At 39.8% G+C, this 17,397-nt stretch carries 13 protein-coding genes and 1 pseudogene; 1 reads left to right on the top strand and 13 read right to left on the bottom strand.

Annotation, left to right across the window (positions count from 1 at the left end):
• Positions 1–14 precede the first annotated feature (14 nt).
• A complete protein-coding gene (locus tag PLZ15_08020) occupies positions 15–830 on the bottom strand; it encodes a TIGR00282 family metallophosphoesterase (GenBank protein HOI29695.1) in 816 nt (271 codons plus the stop codon).
• 86 nt (positions 831–916) lie between these two features.
• On the opposite strand from PLZ15_08020, the gene PLZ15_08015 reads away from it, so the two are divergent.
• Positions 917–2,614 (top strand): exonuclease domain-containing protein, encoded by a 1,698-nt coding sequence (locus PLZ15_08015; protein ID HOI29694.1) that lies wholly within the window; start codon positions 917–919, stop codon positions 2,612–2,614.
• Between the two features lie 324 nt (positions 2,615–2,938).
• On the opposite strand, the gene PLZ15_08010 is transcribed toward PLZ15_08015, so the two are convergent.
• From PLZ15_08010 to PLZ15_07955, 12 genes and pseudogenes are all read right to left on the bottom strand, one after another.
• Positions 2,939–4,588 carry a S41 family peptidase gene (locus PLZ15_08010; GenBank protein ID HOI29693.1) on the bottom strand — a complete coding sequence of 550 codons (1,650 nt, stop codon included), beginning with the start codon at positions 4,586–4,588 and terminating at the stop codon, positions 2,939–2,941.
• An 11-nt stretch (positions 4,589–4,599) separates the two neighbouring features.
• Positions 4,600–5,214 (bottom strand): dTMP kinase, encoded by a 615-nt coding sequence (gene tmk / locus PLZ15_08005; protein ID HOI29692.1) that lies wholly within the window; start codon positions 5,212–5,214, stop codon positions 4,600–4,602.
• Positions 5,215–5,236: 22 nt separating this feature from the next.
• Positions 5,237–6,148: a CdaR family protein gene (locus PLZ15_08000; protein HOI29691.1), complete on the bottom strand. Its 912-nt coding sequence runs from the start codon at positions 6,146–6,148 to the stop codon at positions 5,237–5,239.
• 520 nt (positions 6,149–6,668) lie between these two features.
• Positions 6,669–6,926 (bottom strand): annotated as a pseudogene (locus PLZ15_07995) (BMC domain-containing protein).
• An 8-nt stretch (positions 6,927–6,934) separates the two neighbouring features.
• The gene (gene eutM, locus PLZ15_07990) at positions 6,935–7,216 is read right to left on the bottom strand and encodes an ethanolamine utilization microcompartment protein EutM (GenBank protein ID HOI29690.1); all 282 of its coding nucleotides are present in this window, start codon (positions 7,214–7,216) and stop codon (positions 6,935–6,937) included.
• Between the two features lie 73 nt (positions 7,217–7,289).
• A complete protein-coding gene (ruvX, locus tag PLZ15_07985; protein ID HOI29689.1) occupies positions 7,290–7,718 on the bottom strand; it encodes a Holliday junction resolvase RuvX in 429 nt (142 codons plus the stop codon).
• A gap of 12 nt (positions 7,719–7,730) precedes the next feature.
• A complete protein-coding gene (locus tag PLZ15_07980; GenBank protein HOI29688.1) occupies positions 7,731–9,905 on the bottom strand; it encodes a bifunctional (p)ppGpp synthetase/guanosine-3',5'-bis(diphosphate) 3'-pyrophosphohydrolase in 2,175 nt (724 codons plus the stop codon).
• A gap of 37 nt (positions 9,906–9,942) precedes the next feature.
• The gene (gene upp / locus PLZ15_07975; GenBank protein HOI29687.1) at positions 9,943–10,569 is read right to left on the bottom strand and encodes a uracil phosphoribosyltransferase; all 627 of its coding nucleotides are present in this window, start codon (positions 10,567–10,569) and stop codon (positions 9,943–9,945) included.
• Positions 10,566–11,927: an FAD-dependent oxidoreductase gene (locus PLZ15_07970; protein HOI29686.1), complete on the bottom strand. Its 1,362-nt coding sequence runs from the start codon at positions 11,925–11,927 to the stop codon at positions 10,566–10,568. The genes upp and PLZ15_07970 overlap by 4 nt, the downstream gene beginning before the upstream one ends.
• Positions 11,928–12,028: 101 nt before the next feature.
• Positions 12,029–13,342, bottom strand: coding sequence for a ribosome biogenesis GTPase Der (der, locus tag PLZ15_07965; protein HOI29685.1), 1,314 nt, complete (start codon positions 13,340–13,342; stop codon positions 12,029–12,031).
• Positions 13,343–13,369: 27 nt separating this feature from the next.
• Positions 13,370–14,230 carry a hypothetical protein gene (locus PLZ15_07960; GenBank protein ID HOI29684.1) on the bottom strand — a complete coding sequence of 287 codons (861 nt, stop codon included), beginning with the start codon at positions 14,228–14,230 and terminating at the stop codon, positions 13,370–13,372.
• Between the two features lie 15 nt (positions 14,231–14,245).
• Positions 14,246–17,395, bottom strand: coding sequence for a biopolymer transporter Tol (locus PLZ15_07955; GenBank protein ID HOI29683.1), 3,150 nt, complete (start codon positions 17,393–17,395; stop codon positions 14,246–14,248).
• Between the last annotated feature and the right edge of the window lie 2 nt (positions 17,396–17,397).

Here is a 17,397-nt window from a genome sequence, read left to right as displayed (position 1 = left end):
TATTATTCAGATAATTAATGATCCGATTCTTTTTCAATTTTCTTTTCAAACTCGGGCAGGAAAATTCTTTCGACTTCTACAGCTTTTCCTGTTTCGGAATCTACTTTCACAAATAATCCGCAGAGATGGACGTTATCAGTCGCTGTCTGGTACTTCTGAGGCGTCTGGTACAGGAAGCGGTTAATTGCCGCGTCGGTTTTCATTCCGATAACCGAATCGTACGGCCCGGTCATACCGCAGTCGGTTATATAAGCGGTACCGTTCGGAAAGATTCTTTCATCCGAGGTTTGTACATGAGTATGGGTACCAACCAGAGCGGAAATTTTTCCGTCAAGATAATTAACCATGGCAATTTTTTCTGCAGTTGCTTCCGCATGGAAATCAACAAAAATTACTTTTGTTTCCTGTTTCAGTTTTGGTAATACCCAATCAGTCGCTCTGAACGGGCAATCGATTGCAGCCATATAAGCCCGGCCCTGTAAATTGAGAACTGCAACTTTCCCTTTCGGTGTATCAACAAAACAGTATCCGTTTCCAACTGTCCCTTTGGGATAATTTAGAGGGCGGATTACCCGGTTATCTTTACGAAGATATTCCTGCGACTGATGTTTGTCCCAGGTATGGTTGCCACCGGTAATCGCGTTTACTCCGAGGTCAAAAAGCTGCTTGGCTTCCTTCTCAGTACATCCTTTTCCATCAGAAAGGTTTTCACCATTTACGATTGTAACATCTATTTTATATTTTTTTTGCAGGCTCGGGAGCCACATCTGAACGATGTTCATTCCAGGCTGCCCTATTATGTCGCCGATAAACAGTAGATTTATATTCATAATGATTTCTCTTTAATGAAATATATTGAAAATCGCCCGAATAACGAAACATTCAACCAGATAGACATTTTTAGTAAATTAGCCCTATGAAAAAAAGAGATACAGCCAAAGAACTCAAGGAACTTCAATTTGATGAGGTCGAATATTCTGTTTTCGATTTTGAGACTACCGGTACTTCTGCCAGGACAGATAAAGTAATTGAAATTGGAATCGCGAAAATCCGGAATGGAAAGATTACAGATACTTTTCAGTCCTTCATTAATCCGGGCAGATTCGTTCCTTATAACATCACACAAATAACCGGTATTTCAAATGATGATGTTAAAGACGCCCCATATTTCGATGAAGTAATAAACGACATTAGAACATTCGTTGGCGATTCTGTTCTGGTTGCGCATAATCTTGGATTTGATTATTCATTTCTTAAGCACGAGTGTGAAAGCGCGGGAATCGAACTGCCGGGCAACCCGGCTATCTGCACGCTTAAACTTTCAAAAAGACTCTATCCCCATTTCCCGAGCCGTTCGCTCGGCAATCTTTCCCGATCGCTGAAAATACATCATCGCAATGTTCACAGAGGATTGGGAGATGCAACAGCGACGGCAAAAATATTAATGAAGATGTTCAAATCCCTCAGGGATGATTACGGAATTGAGACTCTAAGCGACCTCATCAATTTCCAGAGTATTCCTTCGGGCACTCCGTTTAAGATGATCAAGAAAAAGCTCGCTGAGGATTACTCGTCGGTACCCGACGAGCCGGGGATCTATTTTTTCAGGGATTCCAAGGGAGAGGCAATCTATATCGGTAAAGCCAAGTCGCTTAAACACAGGGTCAGTAATTATTTCACCAGTAATAGCGGCCGGAAACCGAAAAAGATTGTTCAAAAAGCCAAGCGGCTCGAATACCTTGTAACCAATACAGAATTGACTGCTCTTCTGGCTGAGGCGGAGCTGATCAAGTCTGCCGACCCGAAATTCAATACACTTCTTAAAAAATTTTCAAACAACTATTTCATTATGGTTACAAGCAGCCGGGAATACCCTTCCGTTGAACGAGTTACTAAGTTTGATTTTGACGGGAATGATTATTACGGTCCCTATCCGAACAGGGATACAACTATTGCCATTAAAGAAATTATCGACAAAACTTTTGAAGTCCGGGAATGTTCCGACAAAGAACTTGCAAAAGGACGAAAATGCTATCTGGCTGATATTGAAAGATGTCTGGCGCCCTGCATCAACAGAGAGAATCCGGAAAGGTATCGCACAGAGCTTGAAAGGGTAAAAGAATTTTTAAGCGGTCATAACCAATCGGCTGTGGACAGACTTCTAGGAAAAATGAAGGAGCTTAGTGAAAAGAAAAAATATGAAGATGCGGCGCATACACGCGATATAATAAATTCGATATTCAAGCAGTTGAACAGAGCTGCAATACTATCCGAACCAATAAACCGCGCTAATGTTCTTATCGAGATTGCCGGTTCCAAGGAGAACGATTATCTCTTAATGCTGGAGGGGAAAGTGATTATCAGAAATTTTCTGAACGATAAACCCGATCAATTTGAGGAAGCTCTTGAAAATTATTTTTCCGGTTCAATAGCTTTATTCAAGGAGATATCGGATAAAGATTTCGAGCGGTTGAAAATATCTCTCTCCTGGCTTGCAAAGAACAAAGGAAGGATTAGAATCCATTACCTGAAGAAATATAATTCAAGCGAAGAACTGGCAAAGGATTTCACATTCCTGAGTTCAGCGAAGAGAAAATATTACGAATCTGAATGAGAATTAATTTATGAGAAATTTTGTGAGAAGAAGACGGATCAAATACCCCGAAATAAAAATCAATACAGCATACATTGCAATAGCTTTAACAGATTCGGATGTAAATGTAATTGTTGATAGGAATCCCCTCCAACCGCACTCCTTGCAACGGTAAAGTTTATAGAAAGTGATTTTTTTTATAATCTGCTCTTTCATTGTTTTAGCTCTTGAATGATGCAGAACGCCGGCTTTTCTGCATTTAGGGCAGCGGGTATAATGAGGATTCCGATAAATAAAAATTTTAGGGGTTTTCAAATTTGTTTATCCGGAATTTATAATTGTAATTTATAAAGCCTGCTTCAATAATTTTGAATAGTGGCCATTATTATACAGTATACCGACCGCAGATTTGAGCTGATTATCATTTTTAAGCGACTCAATTATTCTCCCGATTCTACCTTCTACTCGCGCCATCAATTCCTCTCTTATAGCGCTGACAATTTCATCTTTATATTTTTCCATTTCCCTTGAGTGGCTTTCATCTATCTGGGATTTCGATTTATCGAGTAACTCAAGGAAAGAACCGTTCAAATTCTCCTGAACAGCAGCCAGTTTCAACTGATCAATTAATTTTTCAGCCGGAGAGGTAAATTCAAATTTCTGGGTTTTTATATACTTCTGGAATTCATTAAGCAGATTATCCGGTGATATATTCTTGAAATCGTTTCCGGGATGTTCATTGTAAAAATGAGTAGCAAACCCGAAGAACAATCCGTCGGCAAGAAGTCTCTGAATTAAATGTGAACTTGATCGGTTAACTACAACCGAGTCGGGGACAATCCCTCCTGCGGACGTAACCTTCCGGTTCGTATCAGTGAGGAATTCCTTACTGTCAATTGTTCCGGCCGATCTTATTACTTTATTCCGGCTGGAATAGTCGACTTTCTGAATCGACCTGCCACTTGGTGTATAATATCTGGCCGTAGTTATCTTCAATGAAGTATTATAAGAAAGAGGGATAAGTGTTTGAACAAGTCCCTTTCCGAATGACGTAGATCCTACAATAACACCTCTGTCGTGATCCTGAATTGCCCCGGCTACTATTTCGGAAGCTGAAGCAGAACCTTCGTCAACAAGTACTGCAAGCCGGATTTTTCCGGCAACAGGTTCTTCAGCAGAAATATAATTTTTTACATCGAGTGAGTCCCTTCCTTTAACGGAAACTATCATTTCTCCTTTGGGAATAAATTTTTCGCTAACATCCACAGCTGCATCCAGTAATCCTCCCGGATTACCTCTCAGGTCGAGTACTATACTTTCAATCACTCTTTTTTCTTTCAATTCAACGAGTGCTTTCTTAACCTCTTCACCGGCAGATCTTGAAAATCCGCTCAGTTTCAGATACACATTCCCGCTCGATTCAGGGTAAAATCCGTAATAGGAAAGATTTTTTATTTCAATCTCCTCTCTCAATAAATTAAACAGTATCGGTTCCTCTTCTCCTTCCCTCTGTATAATTAATTTAACACTCGTACCGGTATCGCCTTTGAGTAGTTCGCTCAACTCTTCATAATTCTGTTTCGTGACAGGAATATCGTCGATTTTAGAAATAATATCCCCGATTCTAATTCCCTGTCGTTGAGCCGAATAACCCTCAATAAGATCCACTATTGTAATCCTTTCATTTCTGATTCCGACAGTAGCCCCAATTCCACCATACTTTCCTTTGGTAATTATATCAATATCTTTTTGATTACTTCCGTCGATGAAATTTGTATACGGATCGAGTGATTCGAGCATTCCGCTAATACCTGCGAGCATAAATTCTTGAGGATTTATCTGATCGACATAATTAAGAGTTACTTCCTTGTATACCCGTCCGAAAATTTCTATCCCTTTATTAATTTCAAAATAGATGTCGGAATCCTTCTGGACAAATCCCGAAAAAAGAAGAATCCCTACTATTGCTGTCAGTATATTTTTTCTGTTTAGCATAATATGTTCTTTCACTTACGATTTTGCTCAATTTCCGACCGGATTACGAGATGAAGTTCATCTATCGGCAGCAATCCGTTCAGAACTTTAATTCTTTTCTCTTTAGCAGCAAGCTCGAGATAACCGTTTCTTACTCTTTCATAAAAATCGACTTTAGAAGATTCGATCCGGTCCAGTTCCACTTTTTTAACTCTGGACATTCTTCTAACCACTTCGTCTATCGGAATATCGATAAAAAAAGTGACAGCCGGAATGGCATTTTTTATCACAAAATTCTGCAGTTCATTCACAAACTGAAGCGAGAGTCCTCTACCGTAACTCTGATATGCAATTGAGGAATCATGGAACCGGTCCGATATTACGAAAATATTTTTTTCAAGAGCCGGCAGAATCGTCTCGTTCACCAGTTGAGACCTGCTTGCTGCAAAAAGGAGAGCTTCAGTCTCGAATCTCATTTCAGAATTATTCTTATCAAGCAGGATATTCCTTATCTTTTCTGAAATAGGTGTTCCCCCCGGTTCTCTTATCACAATTACTTTTTCACCTTTACTTAAAAGGTATTTTTCAAGTATCTGAACCTGAGTTGACTTACCTGAGAAATCGAGACCTTCAAAAGTTATAAACATAAACGGGACCGTAAATGTAGTTTTAGTATTGCTTAATTATATATTCAAGTTTTTTGGGAATAATATCTATCAGGGTGGTGTTCTCGGGTATTTTGATTTCCGGTTCAACACCTTCCTCCTCATTCCTGAGAACAGTCCAGAAATCGACATATGCCTGAATGCTGTCGCGTGTCAATCTGCCAAGTTTGTTTATCCCTCCTTTCAGAACAACACTGATTTTGCCCGGGAAGAGTATTAATTCCTTTGATTGAGGAACGTTTCGAATTTCAACGGGAATTTCATCGAAGGATTTATCTACAATTTTCTGAACGTCAAATTCTATTGTACACGATGTGTGCGAAAAAATTGCATCTTCAACCGGTACAAGATTAAGAGTAGAATTGACCGGTTCCGACAGATCCTTCAATTCAAGATATTCAGTGAATACTGTGTCGACATCTTTAAGTTGATTAGCAGAACCCGAGATTTCAATCTCTTCCGGTGTTATTTTAATTTTAGAAGCGATACCGAATCCTTCCTTAAACTCGACCAGTGTGTTCTGTCTTACTTTTACTTTTTTTGTAATAATTCTATCGACTTCAAATTCAATATTATTTGGAGCAATTTCGATAACCCTGTAATTAGAAGTGAGCCAGGCATTATTCTCCATTTCATCGCGTAGATTAACTTTATGTTTACCGCTCCGTCGTTTTGCCGAGACAAGAAATTCTTCATCGCCTGCCAATGATAACTTTGCGAGTTCCCATCCTTTCGACCTGATTCTGAGATAAATTTCTTTATCCGATATCGAACCTTTAGTATAATTCCTGGGCAGATCGATCAGCGTTACCGGCACTTTGAATGTCGCGACGAACTCGCCCGAAAGTGAAATGGAACCCCACATTATTATCGAGAAGATAAGTATTATTGAAAAAGGTAATAATTTTTTCTTCATGGCTTAAAAATATAAAAAAAACTCCACTGTTGTGGAGTTTATCAAATTGAAGATTATGTGTAAAAGTCTACCTTATCTTTTCAAAATGTTCAATCAATTCATCTCTATTAGCCCTGGAAATTTCTCTCCCTTTTATCGGGAAATTCGGAAAGCTTCGGGCAAGATGCCTCAGCTTATGTACATTCAGGGATGTTAGTACTTCCCGAGAAGGGACTTCGCCCGTAAATAATTCTTCTTCAGACTCTTTGATTTCTGTTTCCTGCTCATCAGGATTAATTTCCTTCATAGCCTCTTTTCTAAGCATTTCGAGGCGGGATTCAGCTCCGGAGAATTCGTTTGAAGGAAGAACTTTTTTAATTTCTTTTTGCGGTTCAACTTCAGCAGCAGGTTCTTCTTTTACAATCGGTTCAGGAATTGATTCGGTTTTTTTCTTTTCGACAGGTTCAGAGATTTTCGTTGTAGATTTTGATGATTTTGATTCTTCCGCAGGGGATGATTTCAGGATTTCGGGAGAGTAGATAATCTCTTCGATCTGGTCATCAGGTCTCGGGATGACGTGAGCCGAAATAAGCTGGCTAACCCGTTGGGCAGCGGCTGCTCCGGCATCGACAGCGGATTTGACCGCAGCAACTTCGCCTATAATTTTAACGGTAACCAACGCCGCCGTAATTTTTTCTTTGCTAACCAGTTTAACGTTAGCAGCTTTAACCATTGCATCGGCGGCTTCGATTGCACCAATCAAGCCTTTGGTTTCAATAAGCCCTAATGCTAATTGCATAGTATAATCTATTTAGCACGTTTTGGAAGAATCATCTCAACATCAGAATGAGGACGTGGGATTACGTGGACTGAAACCAGTTCTCCAACACGCTGGGCAGCAGCAGCGCCAGCATCGGTAGCAGCTTTAACAGCGCCTACATCACCTCTAACCATAACGGTAACATATCCGCCACCAATTGTTTCTTTTCCAATTAATTCTACTTTTGCTGCTTTTACCATTGCATCAGCGGCTTCGATTGCACCGACCAATCCTTTGGTTTCAATCATTCCGAGTGCGTCAAGTGTCATAGATGTGCTCCCATTTTTTATAATTTTCGATGTCAAAATAGTTTATAAAGGTAAAAATGTCAATTTCATAATTCTAAATCCTTTTATCATTCCACTTAAGGTAATCCTCCAGAATTACGGCTGCGGAATTTTTATCTAGTAATGATTTATCCCTTCTTTTCTTCTTCGATGTAACCGTTTCAATAATCCTCTGCCTGGCAATTTCGGAAGAATACCGCTCATCAATAAGTTCAACCGGAAGACTGAATCTTGTTTCAATTTCATCCTTGAATTTCATGATTAGCCTTGAAATTCTCGATTCCCCTCCGCTTTCCTTTACAGGATTTCCAAGCAGAATTTTAACGACTTTATAATCGTCAATTATTTTCTTCAATCGATCAAAAAAGCCCGGATCATTATTAAGTGTGACAAGCGGATACGCAAAAATATTCATCGGATCTGTAACAGCTAATCCAATTCTCTTCTCACCGAAATCGACTGCTAAAATTCTTTCTTCTTTCAAAATAAACCAGCATTAATGATCGGCATCGAAACGTTCCACAGAATAGATTCCTTTTACCTTTTTGAGTCGGTCCATAATTTTATTAAGATGATCCAGATCCTTAACATAAACCGTTACGGTACCTCTGAACATCGAATCGCCTGCCGTAATATTAACAGATTTGATATTTGTATTCTGCATAGTAGTAATGCTGTTGGAAATATCCTTAAGGATACCTGGCATATCCTCACCCTTAATAATAATTCCGGCCACAAAGAATGCTCCGTTAGTTTTTGGCCAGGTTACGGGAACGATACGGCTCTCCCCTTTTTTAAGCATCGTTATCAAATTACTGCAATCCTTCCTATGAATCTTGATTCCCTCACCGATTGTAACATACCCGATAACCGGATCACCCGGAATCGGATTACAACATTTTGCATAACTTATAGCAAGGCCCTTCTGATCCCCTTCAACAACAACACCGCCGGCAGTGTGTCTGGCGATATCAATAAACTTGTCGAACTGAAGGTCCTTATCGGGTTTTTCCTCCGTTTCAATTGTTGGATTAAGGATTTCATCCAGATTCATTTTATCGAGGGCAACCGCTTTATAGAACTGACGCGTATTATCGAATTTCAGTTTGCGGGCAAGCTTTGATAAATCGTCGGATGAGAACGAGAGTTTCAATTTCTTGATTTTACGTTCCCAGGTTTCCTTACCCGACTCATACAACTTCTCTTCCTCTTTGTTGAGATGTTTTCTGATATTGCTTTTAGCTTTATGAGTCTGAACGAATTGAAGCCAGCTCTTATTAGGCCGCTGATTTTTAGATGTAATTATTTCGATCTGATCGCCGCTATGGATTTTTGTATCGAGAGGAACTATTCTACCGTTAACCTTTGCCCCTATACAATGATCACCAACGTTACTGTGAATTTCATATGCGTAATCGACCGGTGTTGAGTTAAGCGGTAATCTTCGCAGATCACCCTTTGGAGTGAATACATAAATCTCATCCTGGTAAAGGTTCAGTTTGAAACTGGCAAGTATCTCCTTTGTGGCTTCGTCTTTAGTAGCATTTTCGAAAATATCCCGGACCCAACTGACCCACTCTTCAAGGTCTTTATCCGCCGATGCAAGATTCTCCTTGTATTTCCAGTGCGCAGCAACTCCTCTTTCTGCAATCTCATGCATTTTGCGTGTTCTTATCTGCACTTCGATCAGTTTTCCTTCCGGACCGATCACAGTAGTGTGAATCGACTGATAGTTATTCTTTTTGGGAATAGAAATAAAATCTTTAAACCGGTCCGGTATCGGTTTGTAAAGCTGGTTGATTATACCAAGCACATAGTAGCATTCGTTAGGGTCATTACTTTCGAGAATTATTCTAACCGCCAGGAGGTCATAAATATCCTCGAAAGGACGGTTTTGCATTATCATCTTACGGTAAACACTGTAGAGGTGTTTAGGCCGGCCGCCCAATTCAAAATTCAATTTGTGTTCTTTTAATTTTTCTACAATCGGTTTAGTAAATTTATTGATGAAAGATTCACGTTCTTTTCTAGTATCCTTGATCCGTTTGGCAATATCGTCGTATGCTTCTTTATTAAGGTATTTAAATGCGAGATCCTCCAGTTCCCATTTTACAGCACCAAGTCCGAACCGGTTTGCGAATGGGGCATAAATCTCGAGAGTTTCTTTTGCTATGCGTCTCTGTTTCTGAGGATGTACGAATTCAAGAGTTCTCATATTATGGAGTCGGTCTGCAAATTTTACAAGAATGACCCTTACATCCTTAACCATTGAGAGAAGAAGTTTACGGTAGTTTTCCGCCTGGGTGATCTCCTGACCCTTAAAAACACCTCCGATTTTTGTAACGCCGTCAACAATTTCGGATACTTCCTTATCAAATTCTTTAGTAAGGAAATCGAGACTTATATCGCTGTCCTCAACAACATCGTGAAGCAGGGCACTCATTACGGAGATATCATCAAGCGGCATTTCACGGGCAACAATCATCGCAACTTCGTAAGGATGATTGAAATAAGGTTCGCCTGAAGCGCGGAAATCATTTTTATGCGATTCATAGCTGAGCTGGAAAGCTTTCTGAATAAGCTTTTCATTTACGGATGGAAGATTCTGTCTGCATGTATTCAGGAGATCTTCGAGCATCCGTTTGTGTTTTATGCTTATTGCAACTTCCATCTTAGCTTTGTTTTTTATTTTTTATTCAATTTAATTTTTAAAATGTTCCAAAGGTTCTATCCCCTGCATCTCCAAGTCCGGGCATAATAAAACCCTGGTCATTTAATTGCCTATCGAGCGCAGCGGTATAAATTGGCACTTCCGGGTGTTCGGAATTCATTTTTTCCACACCTTCAGGTGCCGCAATTAAACATGCAAGCACACAATTCGAAGCCCCTTTCTTTTTCAAATAATTAAAAGAAGCAACCGCGCTTCCTCCGGTCGCAAGCATCGGATCCAAAAGTATTGTTAATGAAGTATCGAGATTTTTAGGAGTTTTGTAATAGTAGTCGACCGGTTCCAGAGTCTTTTCGTCGCGCTGCAGGCCGATATGCCCGACTTTTGCATCGGGAATCATTTCCAGAAATGAGCTGACCATACTTAATCCGGCGCGCAGGACAGGTACAAGCACAACCTGGTGTTTAAGTTTGAATCCCTTTGTAATTTCGAGAGGGGTTTGAACTTCATGTTCAATCAATTCGATACTGTTGCCAATTTCAATTGCAATCGCATAAGAGACGCGGCTCAAGGCGGCTCGGAAGGCCGGCGGCTCCGTAGAACGATCTCTCAAAATTGTAACATCCCTCTTAACAAGGGGATTGGAGACAACGGTAAGGTTTTTCATAATAGTTCCTTTTCTGCCTTTCGACCCAGAATCGAGAGGAGATTAATGAAAGGTGAGACCGGTGGTGAATAATTGTAATTTATTTTTACTAATTCATCAACTTTAATCTGATTATTAATAAACGCGGCTATTAAGTCGCCATAACCCGATACTTCTCTTCCGCCCAGAAATACGCCGCCGTAAATTCTTCTGGTGGAACGATCTATAATCAGCTTACCGAAAATGTTTTCGGAACCGGGCATAACCTTAATAAGATTTGGAGCAACCGCTTTGACAGAAATTGTGCTTTTCTTTAGTACCGCAACTTCTCTCTCATTTAATCCGACCTGGACCAGTATCTTATCGAAGATTTTAACAGCAATATTTTTTACGACCGGATAAATTAATGTGTTGCCACCCGCTGCGTTCTCCCCGGCAACATGACCAAATTGCTGTGCAAGGGTAGCGATCGGGAAATAATCGAACTGACCTGTAATTCTGTTAACGACCTCCACATTATCACCGGCAGCGAAAATATTCGGATCTGAAGTTTTGAGTTTCTGATCGACTCGTAAACCGCCGAATTTGCCGGTATTCAGTTTGGAGGCAATCGCGAGTGAATTATTAGGCTCTACTCCCGGAGAAAGAATTATGAGGTCAAACTCACGGGTGTAACCGTCGTAAGTTAAAGAAGTTATCCTGTTTCCGTTTAATCCGAATTTAAGTTCATTCACTCTGCCGAAAAATTCCGTCCCGTTTTTAATAATAATATCGAGAATGAGGTGCCGTACCTCCTCATCTACACCGGGCATCGGAAGACTCTCTTTTTCAAGTATTGTAACTTGATAGGATAGTCTTTTGAATGCTTCTGCAGATTCGAGTCCGATATATCCTGCTCCTACAATTAAGATCCTGCTTACCGGATTATTGTCCAAGTAGTTTCTAATTCTTAAGTAATCTTTTACTGATTTCAAATAAAAAACATTTTCGGCATCAAGGGGGATCTGAGGAATTAATTTGGGTTTTGAACCGGTGGCAAGAACGAGTTTATCGTAATTCTGTTCGAATGAATGGTTCGAAATCAGGTTTCTAACAAGAATTCGTTTAGAAGATCTATCTATTTTTTCAACGAGATGGTTCGTTAATACTTTAACACCTTTCTCCTTTTCAAATGATTCCGGATTGAAAAAAACAATCTTTTTATAATCCCTTATGTCACCAGAAAGCAGATACGGTAATTCACATGTACCGGTAGAGATAAAATCGCCTGCTTCGAACATAACAACATTGGCGACGGGAGCAATGCGTTTTGCTTTTGCCGCAGCAGCAGGTCCCGCGGCATTTCCACCAATAATCATTATGTTTTTAGGTACCAACATCTGGTCAATGTCTAATTATTCTGCAGGAAATATAACTAATTTCAGATTTAATGGATATGGAGGAAGTATAATAGAGAGTGATAATTTTTTCGATAAAGAGATTATTTTTCTTTGAATGAAATTGTCATCGGGACGCCTTCAAATCCGAAATTCTGACGGATCATGCGCTCCAGAAACCGCCTGTAATGTTCGGGAATAAATTTATGCTCATTAGCGAAAAAGAGGAAGATCGGATAATGTTCTCCAACCTGTGTGATATATTTTATTTTCACTTCTCTTCCGGTAGGCGAAGCCGGCGGAGGAGTCGCTGCTATTAAAGGCAACAGCACATCGTTGAGATGACTGGTAGGAATTTTTTTCTTCCTTTCCTCATTGATCTTTTTAGCGAGGTCGATCAGTTTATAAATACGTTGCTTTGTAAGCGCTGAAATCGTAATAATTGGAATATAATCGGCAGAGCCAACCTTTTCTTTCACAGCAATTTCAAATTGTTTTGCCGTATTAGTCTCTTTTTCAATAAGGTCCCATTTATTTATTGCAATGATAAGACCCTTCCTTCTTCTTACCGCTTCCTGAATAATTTTCTGGTCCTGATTTTCCATCCCGACTTCGGCATCAATAAGCAGAACCGCAACATCGCTATCCCATAAAGCCCTGTAAGTTCTCACACTCGCAAAGAATTCAATATTCTCTTTTACTTTAGTTTTTTTCCTTAATCCGGCAGTATCAACAAGGATAATTTCTTCGTTGTAATATTTCAGGACTGAGTCGATGCTGTCGCGCGTTGTGCCCGGTATATTAGTGACAATGCTCCTATCGAATCCGAGCAATGCATTTACAAGAGAGGATTTGCCGACATTCGGCCGTCCGATAAACGAAAGACGGAGTCTGGAATCCGGCACCGATTTTTCATCGGGAAACGGGAGATGATCCTGAAGATCATCCAAAAAATCGCCGAGATTTCGACCGTTAAGCGCCGATACATCGTAGATATGCTCAAAACCGAGTTCGTAAAAATCATTTTTGTAGTTTCCAAGTTCAGCTGTATCGGATTTATTTACAAGCAGGTAATAAGGCCTGGAGGACCTGCGAAGCATAGAGGCGATTTCTTTATCGAAAGGCGTCAAACCGAGGCGGCCGTCTACAACAAACAGAATTGCGTCGGATTCCTCGAGCGCAATCTCGACCTGTTCGCGTATGGCGGATTCAAATAAATCTTCGGAATCTGGAACATACCCGCCGGTATCAATCAACCGGAAATGCTTTCCGTTCCATTCAACGTCTCCATATATCCTGTCGCGGGTAACACCGCTTACGTCATCTACTATTGATGTGCTGCTTTTTGTAAGACGGTTAAAAAGAGTCGACTTTCCTACATTCGGTCTTCCGACAATAACAACTACTGGTTCTTTCATATTAGATATCGTGCTGTTAAAAAAATTCTAAAAGTTGTACCGTAAATTTAACTGAGGGAAATAAAATGTCCTAAATCCTAATTCCACTTTTTTAATTTCGGAAGAGAGTAAAAGACTTTTATTAAAACTGGCAGCAGACCAGGCAGCATCTACAGCGCTTAAAATATGATTTGCAACAATTACAATAACAGCTGTAGAGGCAATATTATAATAATCATTTGCTTTCCCCCGCTCTCCGGAATAGAAAAGAAAATTTGATGTAAGAGGATCACCGTAAATGAACGGCGTATTCTCATCACCGAAATCATCCCATCCTACATTAAATTGTGGATATTTCCCGATCATCTCGTAATACTGCTGATCCCTGTATGGTGCAAGTCGATGTGAATAATATTTTCCGATTGCGCTTTCCAGCCGGTTTAATTCAGACCAGACAACATTCCCGTTATTATCAAAAACACTATATTCGGCGGAATTCACAAGCGGATTAATTGATGCCGCGTTTTTTATTGTCCATCTCGCGTATCTTTTTACATCCCAGTGAGTATGAGCGTAATTCTGGAACGACTCTGTCTGATCGTCCCCCTTTTTATCGTAAATCAGTCCGACAGCAATCGCCGCGATTTCAGCAGCAATAAAAATGGCCGATTTCAGATATTGCTCAGAATAGAACTCACCTGCGCCGGGAAGGGCAAATGATAAAGCAGCGGCTAGAAGAGGCGATTTTCGATTATCTACTCCGGATTGTTGTTCAATTTTATTCTCAATCTGAATTATTGATGAGACAATCTGAGAATCGTAGAGAAGTTCTCCGCTCAATGTGATATTATTTTCCTGTGAATAAAGGACTGTCGCAGTAATTGAGAATATAAGAAGAAATTTTTTCATCGGGTGCCCGGATTGTTATAGACTGAAATCGAACAGTATTCCGCCATAGAACCTGAATTCTTTACCATAAGTTACATTTTCGCCACGAATTAATCGTGTAAATTGATCGAATGAATATGCGGCATTAAAAAAGATGCTGGTAGGGAAAAGATAAAATGAATTCATCTTAATTCTTAATTCTGCCCCTACGCCTTTTTTAAACTCACTGAGCCCTGGGAATTTACCGTTCCAGGCGTTTCCAAAATCACCGTAGACAGAGAAATAAATTTTATCGATATAAAGATGCCCTACCCTTGTATCAATATTTGTAAGAACCGGAAATCGGTAAGTTAGATTTATCCAGCCTAGTTCATTACCGCTTACAGCATAGAAAGGATAGCTCTTCATTCCAATCAGTCCGCCAAGGTAAAAATCGAAAAAGTCCGGTACTTCGGGTCCGAGAATTGTACCTCCACGGAATTGCAGAGTTAAAGTATGTTTGCGGCCAAGATCAAAATACTCCCTCCAGTTCAATTCGAGTCGGTGAAAATTATATTCGTTGTACAGAGGCTTAAGAATTCCGTCGGCTACTTCGTAATTACCTTCATTATTATAACGGTTGAATTCATAATTATACTGAAAATCAATTTTTCTCCCGACCGGATTTATATCAGTGTCAATATTGGGGATAATACCTTCATGCGTGTACTTTAATTGAAAATTCCTGCCTATAAAATATTTGTCGTTTGAAGTTGGATAGAGTGAATTGTTGGTCTCGGGGATAATAAAACTCTCAAGTGTAGAAACGTACTGGCTGTAAATAAATCTAAGTTCAATTTTATTACCTTCTGTGAAAATTTTATGGCGGGAGATAAAATCGACTTCAAAAAGATTGTATGTTACGTTGACCGGGACTTTATAGTCAATTCTTGGCGGAGTAAAAGTTGAATCAACTCCGAACTCGATATCGAAACCGGCTTTACGGCTGATGCTGAAGAGTTCAAGCCCCCATTCCGGTTTGAGCCCGAGTGAATAAAGAATCGGAAATTTATCCCGGTACTCGAAGAGGAAATAGAGATCTCTTTCCATTTTTTTGTTAAGTGAAGCCGAACCGAAAAATGAGAACCGGTTTAATATGTCGCTGGATGTTAAATAGACACCCGGTTTAATCCTATCCCAGCTTGAGCTGGAGGTATTGTAATTATCGATCCGGATGAAAGGGAAAAAACTGATGCTCGAAAAGAAACCTGAGTACTTTTCCGGTTTATAATCCGGAAGCGAAAGATCGTCGAAATTACGAAGTGACGAAATATTGAATTTTATGATATCACCGTTCGGTTTGTCTTCATCGAGCGGAGGATTATTGACCCATTTGTATTTCAATGAAGAATCGACTTTTTTCTGTTCTTCGTTCTCAATCAGAAAAATTTTATAACCTTCGGACGTGTAACCGGCATATACAATTTCCCCATAGCTATTTCGTGCAGGCATAAAAGCACCGCCAGTTACATTAGTATGCTGATTCTTAGAACCTGTTAAAAGATCAACTGAATAGATATTAAATATTCCAGTCTCGTCACTGGAGTAATAAAGCTTTCCATCCTGAGCTTGAAACGGGTGACGTTCATCAACAGGAGAATTAGTGATCATTTCAAAATTGGCCCCGTCAACTCCAATTCGTGCTATATCACGGTTATCGTGGTATGAATAGTCGAAGTAGATATAAGAATTGTCTGCAGAAAATTTCGGATTGTAAAGCTGTTCACCTTTGTTGAAAAATGTAAGTTTTCGAAAATTTTTACCGTCGATATCGCATATACCGAGATTGACAGTACCGTCGTTCTGGAAAATAAATACAATTTTTTGACCATCGGAAGATATTGAAGGATTATTCGCGCGCCACCCGAATGTGAGACGATTCTCCTTTTCAGAATCGATATCATAAACATACAGATCGTGAATAGTTGTCCATTTAGGATTGTCATCGCTCAGCTTTGCATATACAATTTTATTCTGCCCGGGGATAAAACTTACAGTGGACCTTACATTGGAGATTACTCTCTTATCTTCTCCTGTAGTTAAATCATATAAATAGACCGAGGAAAGGCTGAAATAATCACTCGTTTTATTTGAAAGATAGAGAACCTTTTTACCGTCATCCGAAAAGACAGGATAGAAATTTCCAAATCCTGTAGGAGCAATCATTTTACCGGTGATTTTATTTTTTTCAACATCCTTAATTCTACCGGCATAATCCGATTTAAGAAAACTGCTCCATTCATCATAAACCTGATTTCCGGATTTACCTAAAATTTTTTCGAATGCCGCGTCAATTGTAAAAGTTGTTAACCGCCCGACTTCTTTGGAAATTTCCCTTAATTTATCCTCGCCGTATTTCTGCGCGATATATCGCGTGAGAGCAAAACCGGAATTGTAAACCGATTCGTTACCCAAACTTGTCTTATCAAAAACACCCATCTGATTCCATGTAAGCATTCTATTATCCAGGGCATAAGACCTGAGGATCATATCCCGGTGAGAATCCCAGTTATCGTAATTAAACTCCTTGCGCATGTATTGAGCTGTACCTTCGGCAAACCAGGCAGGTATATTAATAGTCGGTATAGGATATGATGCTATAAAATTCGGGAACCCGTAAAGTATATCGGGTCTGCGTCTGTCCTCATAATTCAGGAACTGAAAATAGAGTACCGGAACCGTTCTCACTAATTTCATTCCAGCCTGAATCTGGACAAGATGTGTAAACTCATGAGAGATCACATTCCGGAGCCAGTTGTGTGTACCCCGAAGGTCGAAGTCGAGTGAGGAGGCCCAAATTTCAATTTTGTTGTCGAAGAAGAAAGTCGCTCCGTTCGAATAGTCATCAATATCTTTAATCACATAATCAACCACATCCGGTTCATACTGATAGAGTGAAGTAATCGGTTCCCAGATTTCATCAGCAATTTTAGCAACAGTTTTTGCGGTTCTCTCGGCTTCCTGATGGTAATGAACCCGAACGTATTTGCCCCTTATGGTATACCAGTTATAATCCGGATTATACTCATTGAATTGCGAATAGACAGGGTAAGTAAAAGAGATCAACAGAAATAGAACACTTAAAAGCCGAACAGGGCGAATAAGCATATTCTTAAATCCAGTATTTTTTCTTAGCTTTTTTTTCATCG

Source organism: Melioribacteraceae bacterium (assembly GCA_035362835.1).
In the GTDB taxonomy this organism is placed as follows: domain Bacteria; phylum Bacteroidota; class Ignavibacteria; order Ignavibacteriales; family Melioribacteraceae; genus DSXH01.
This window is presented reverse-complemented; position numbering and strand designations above follow the sequence as displayed.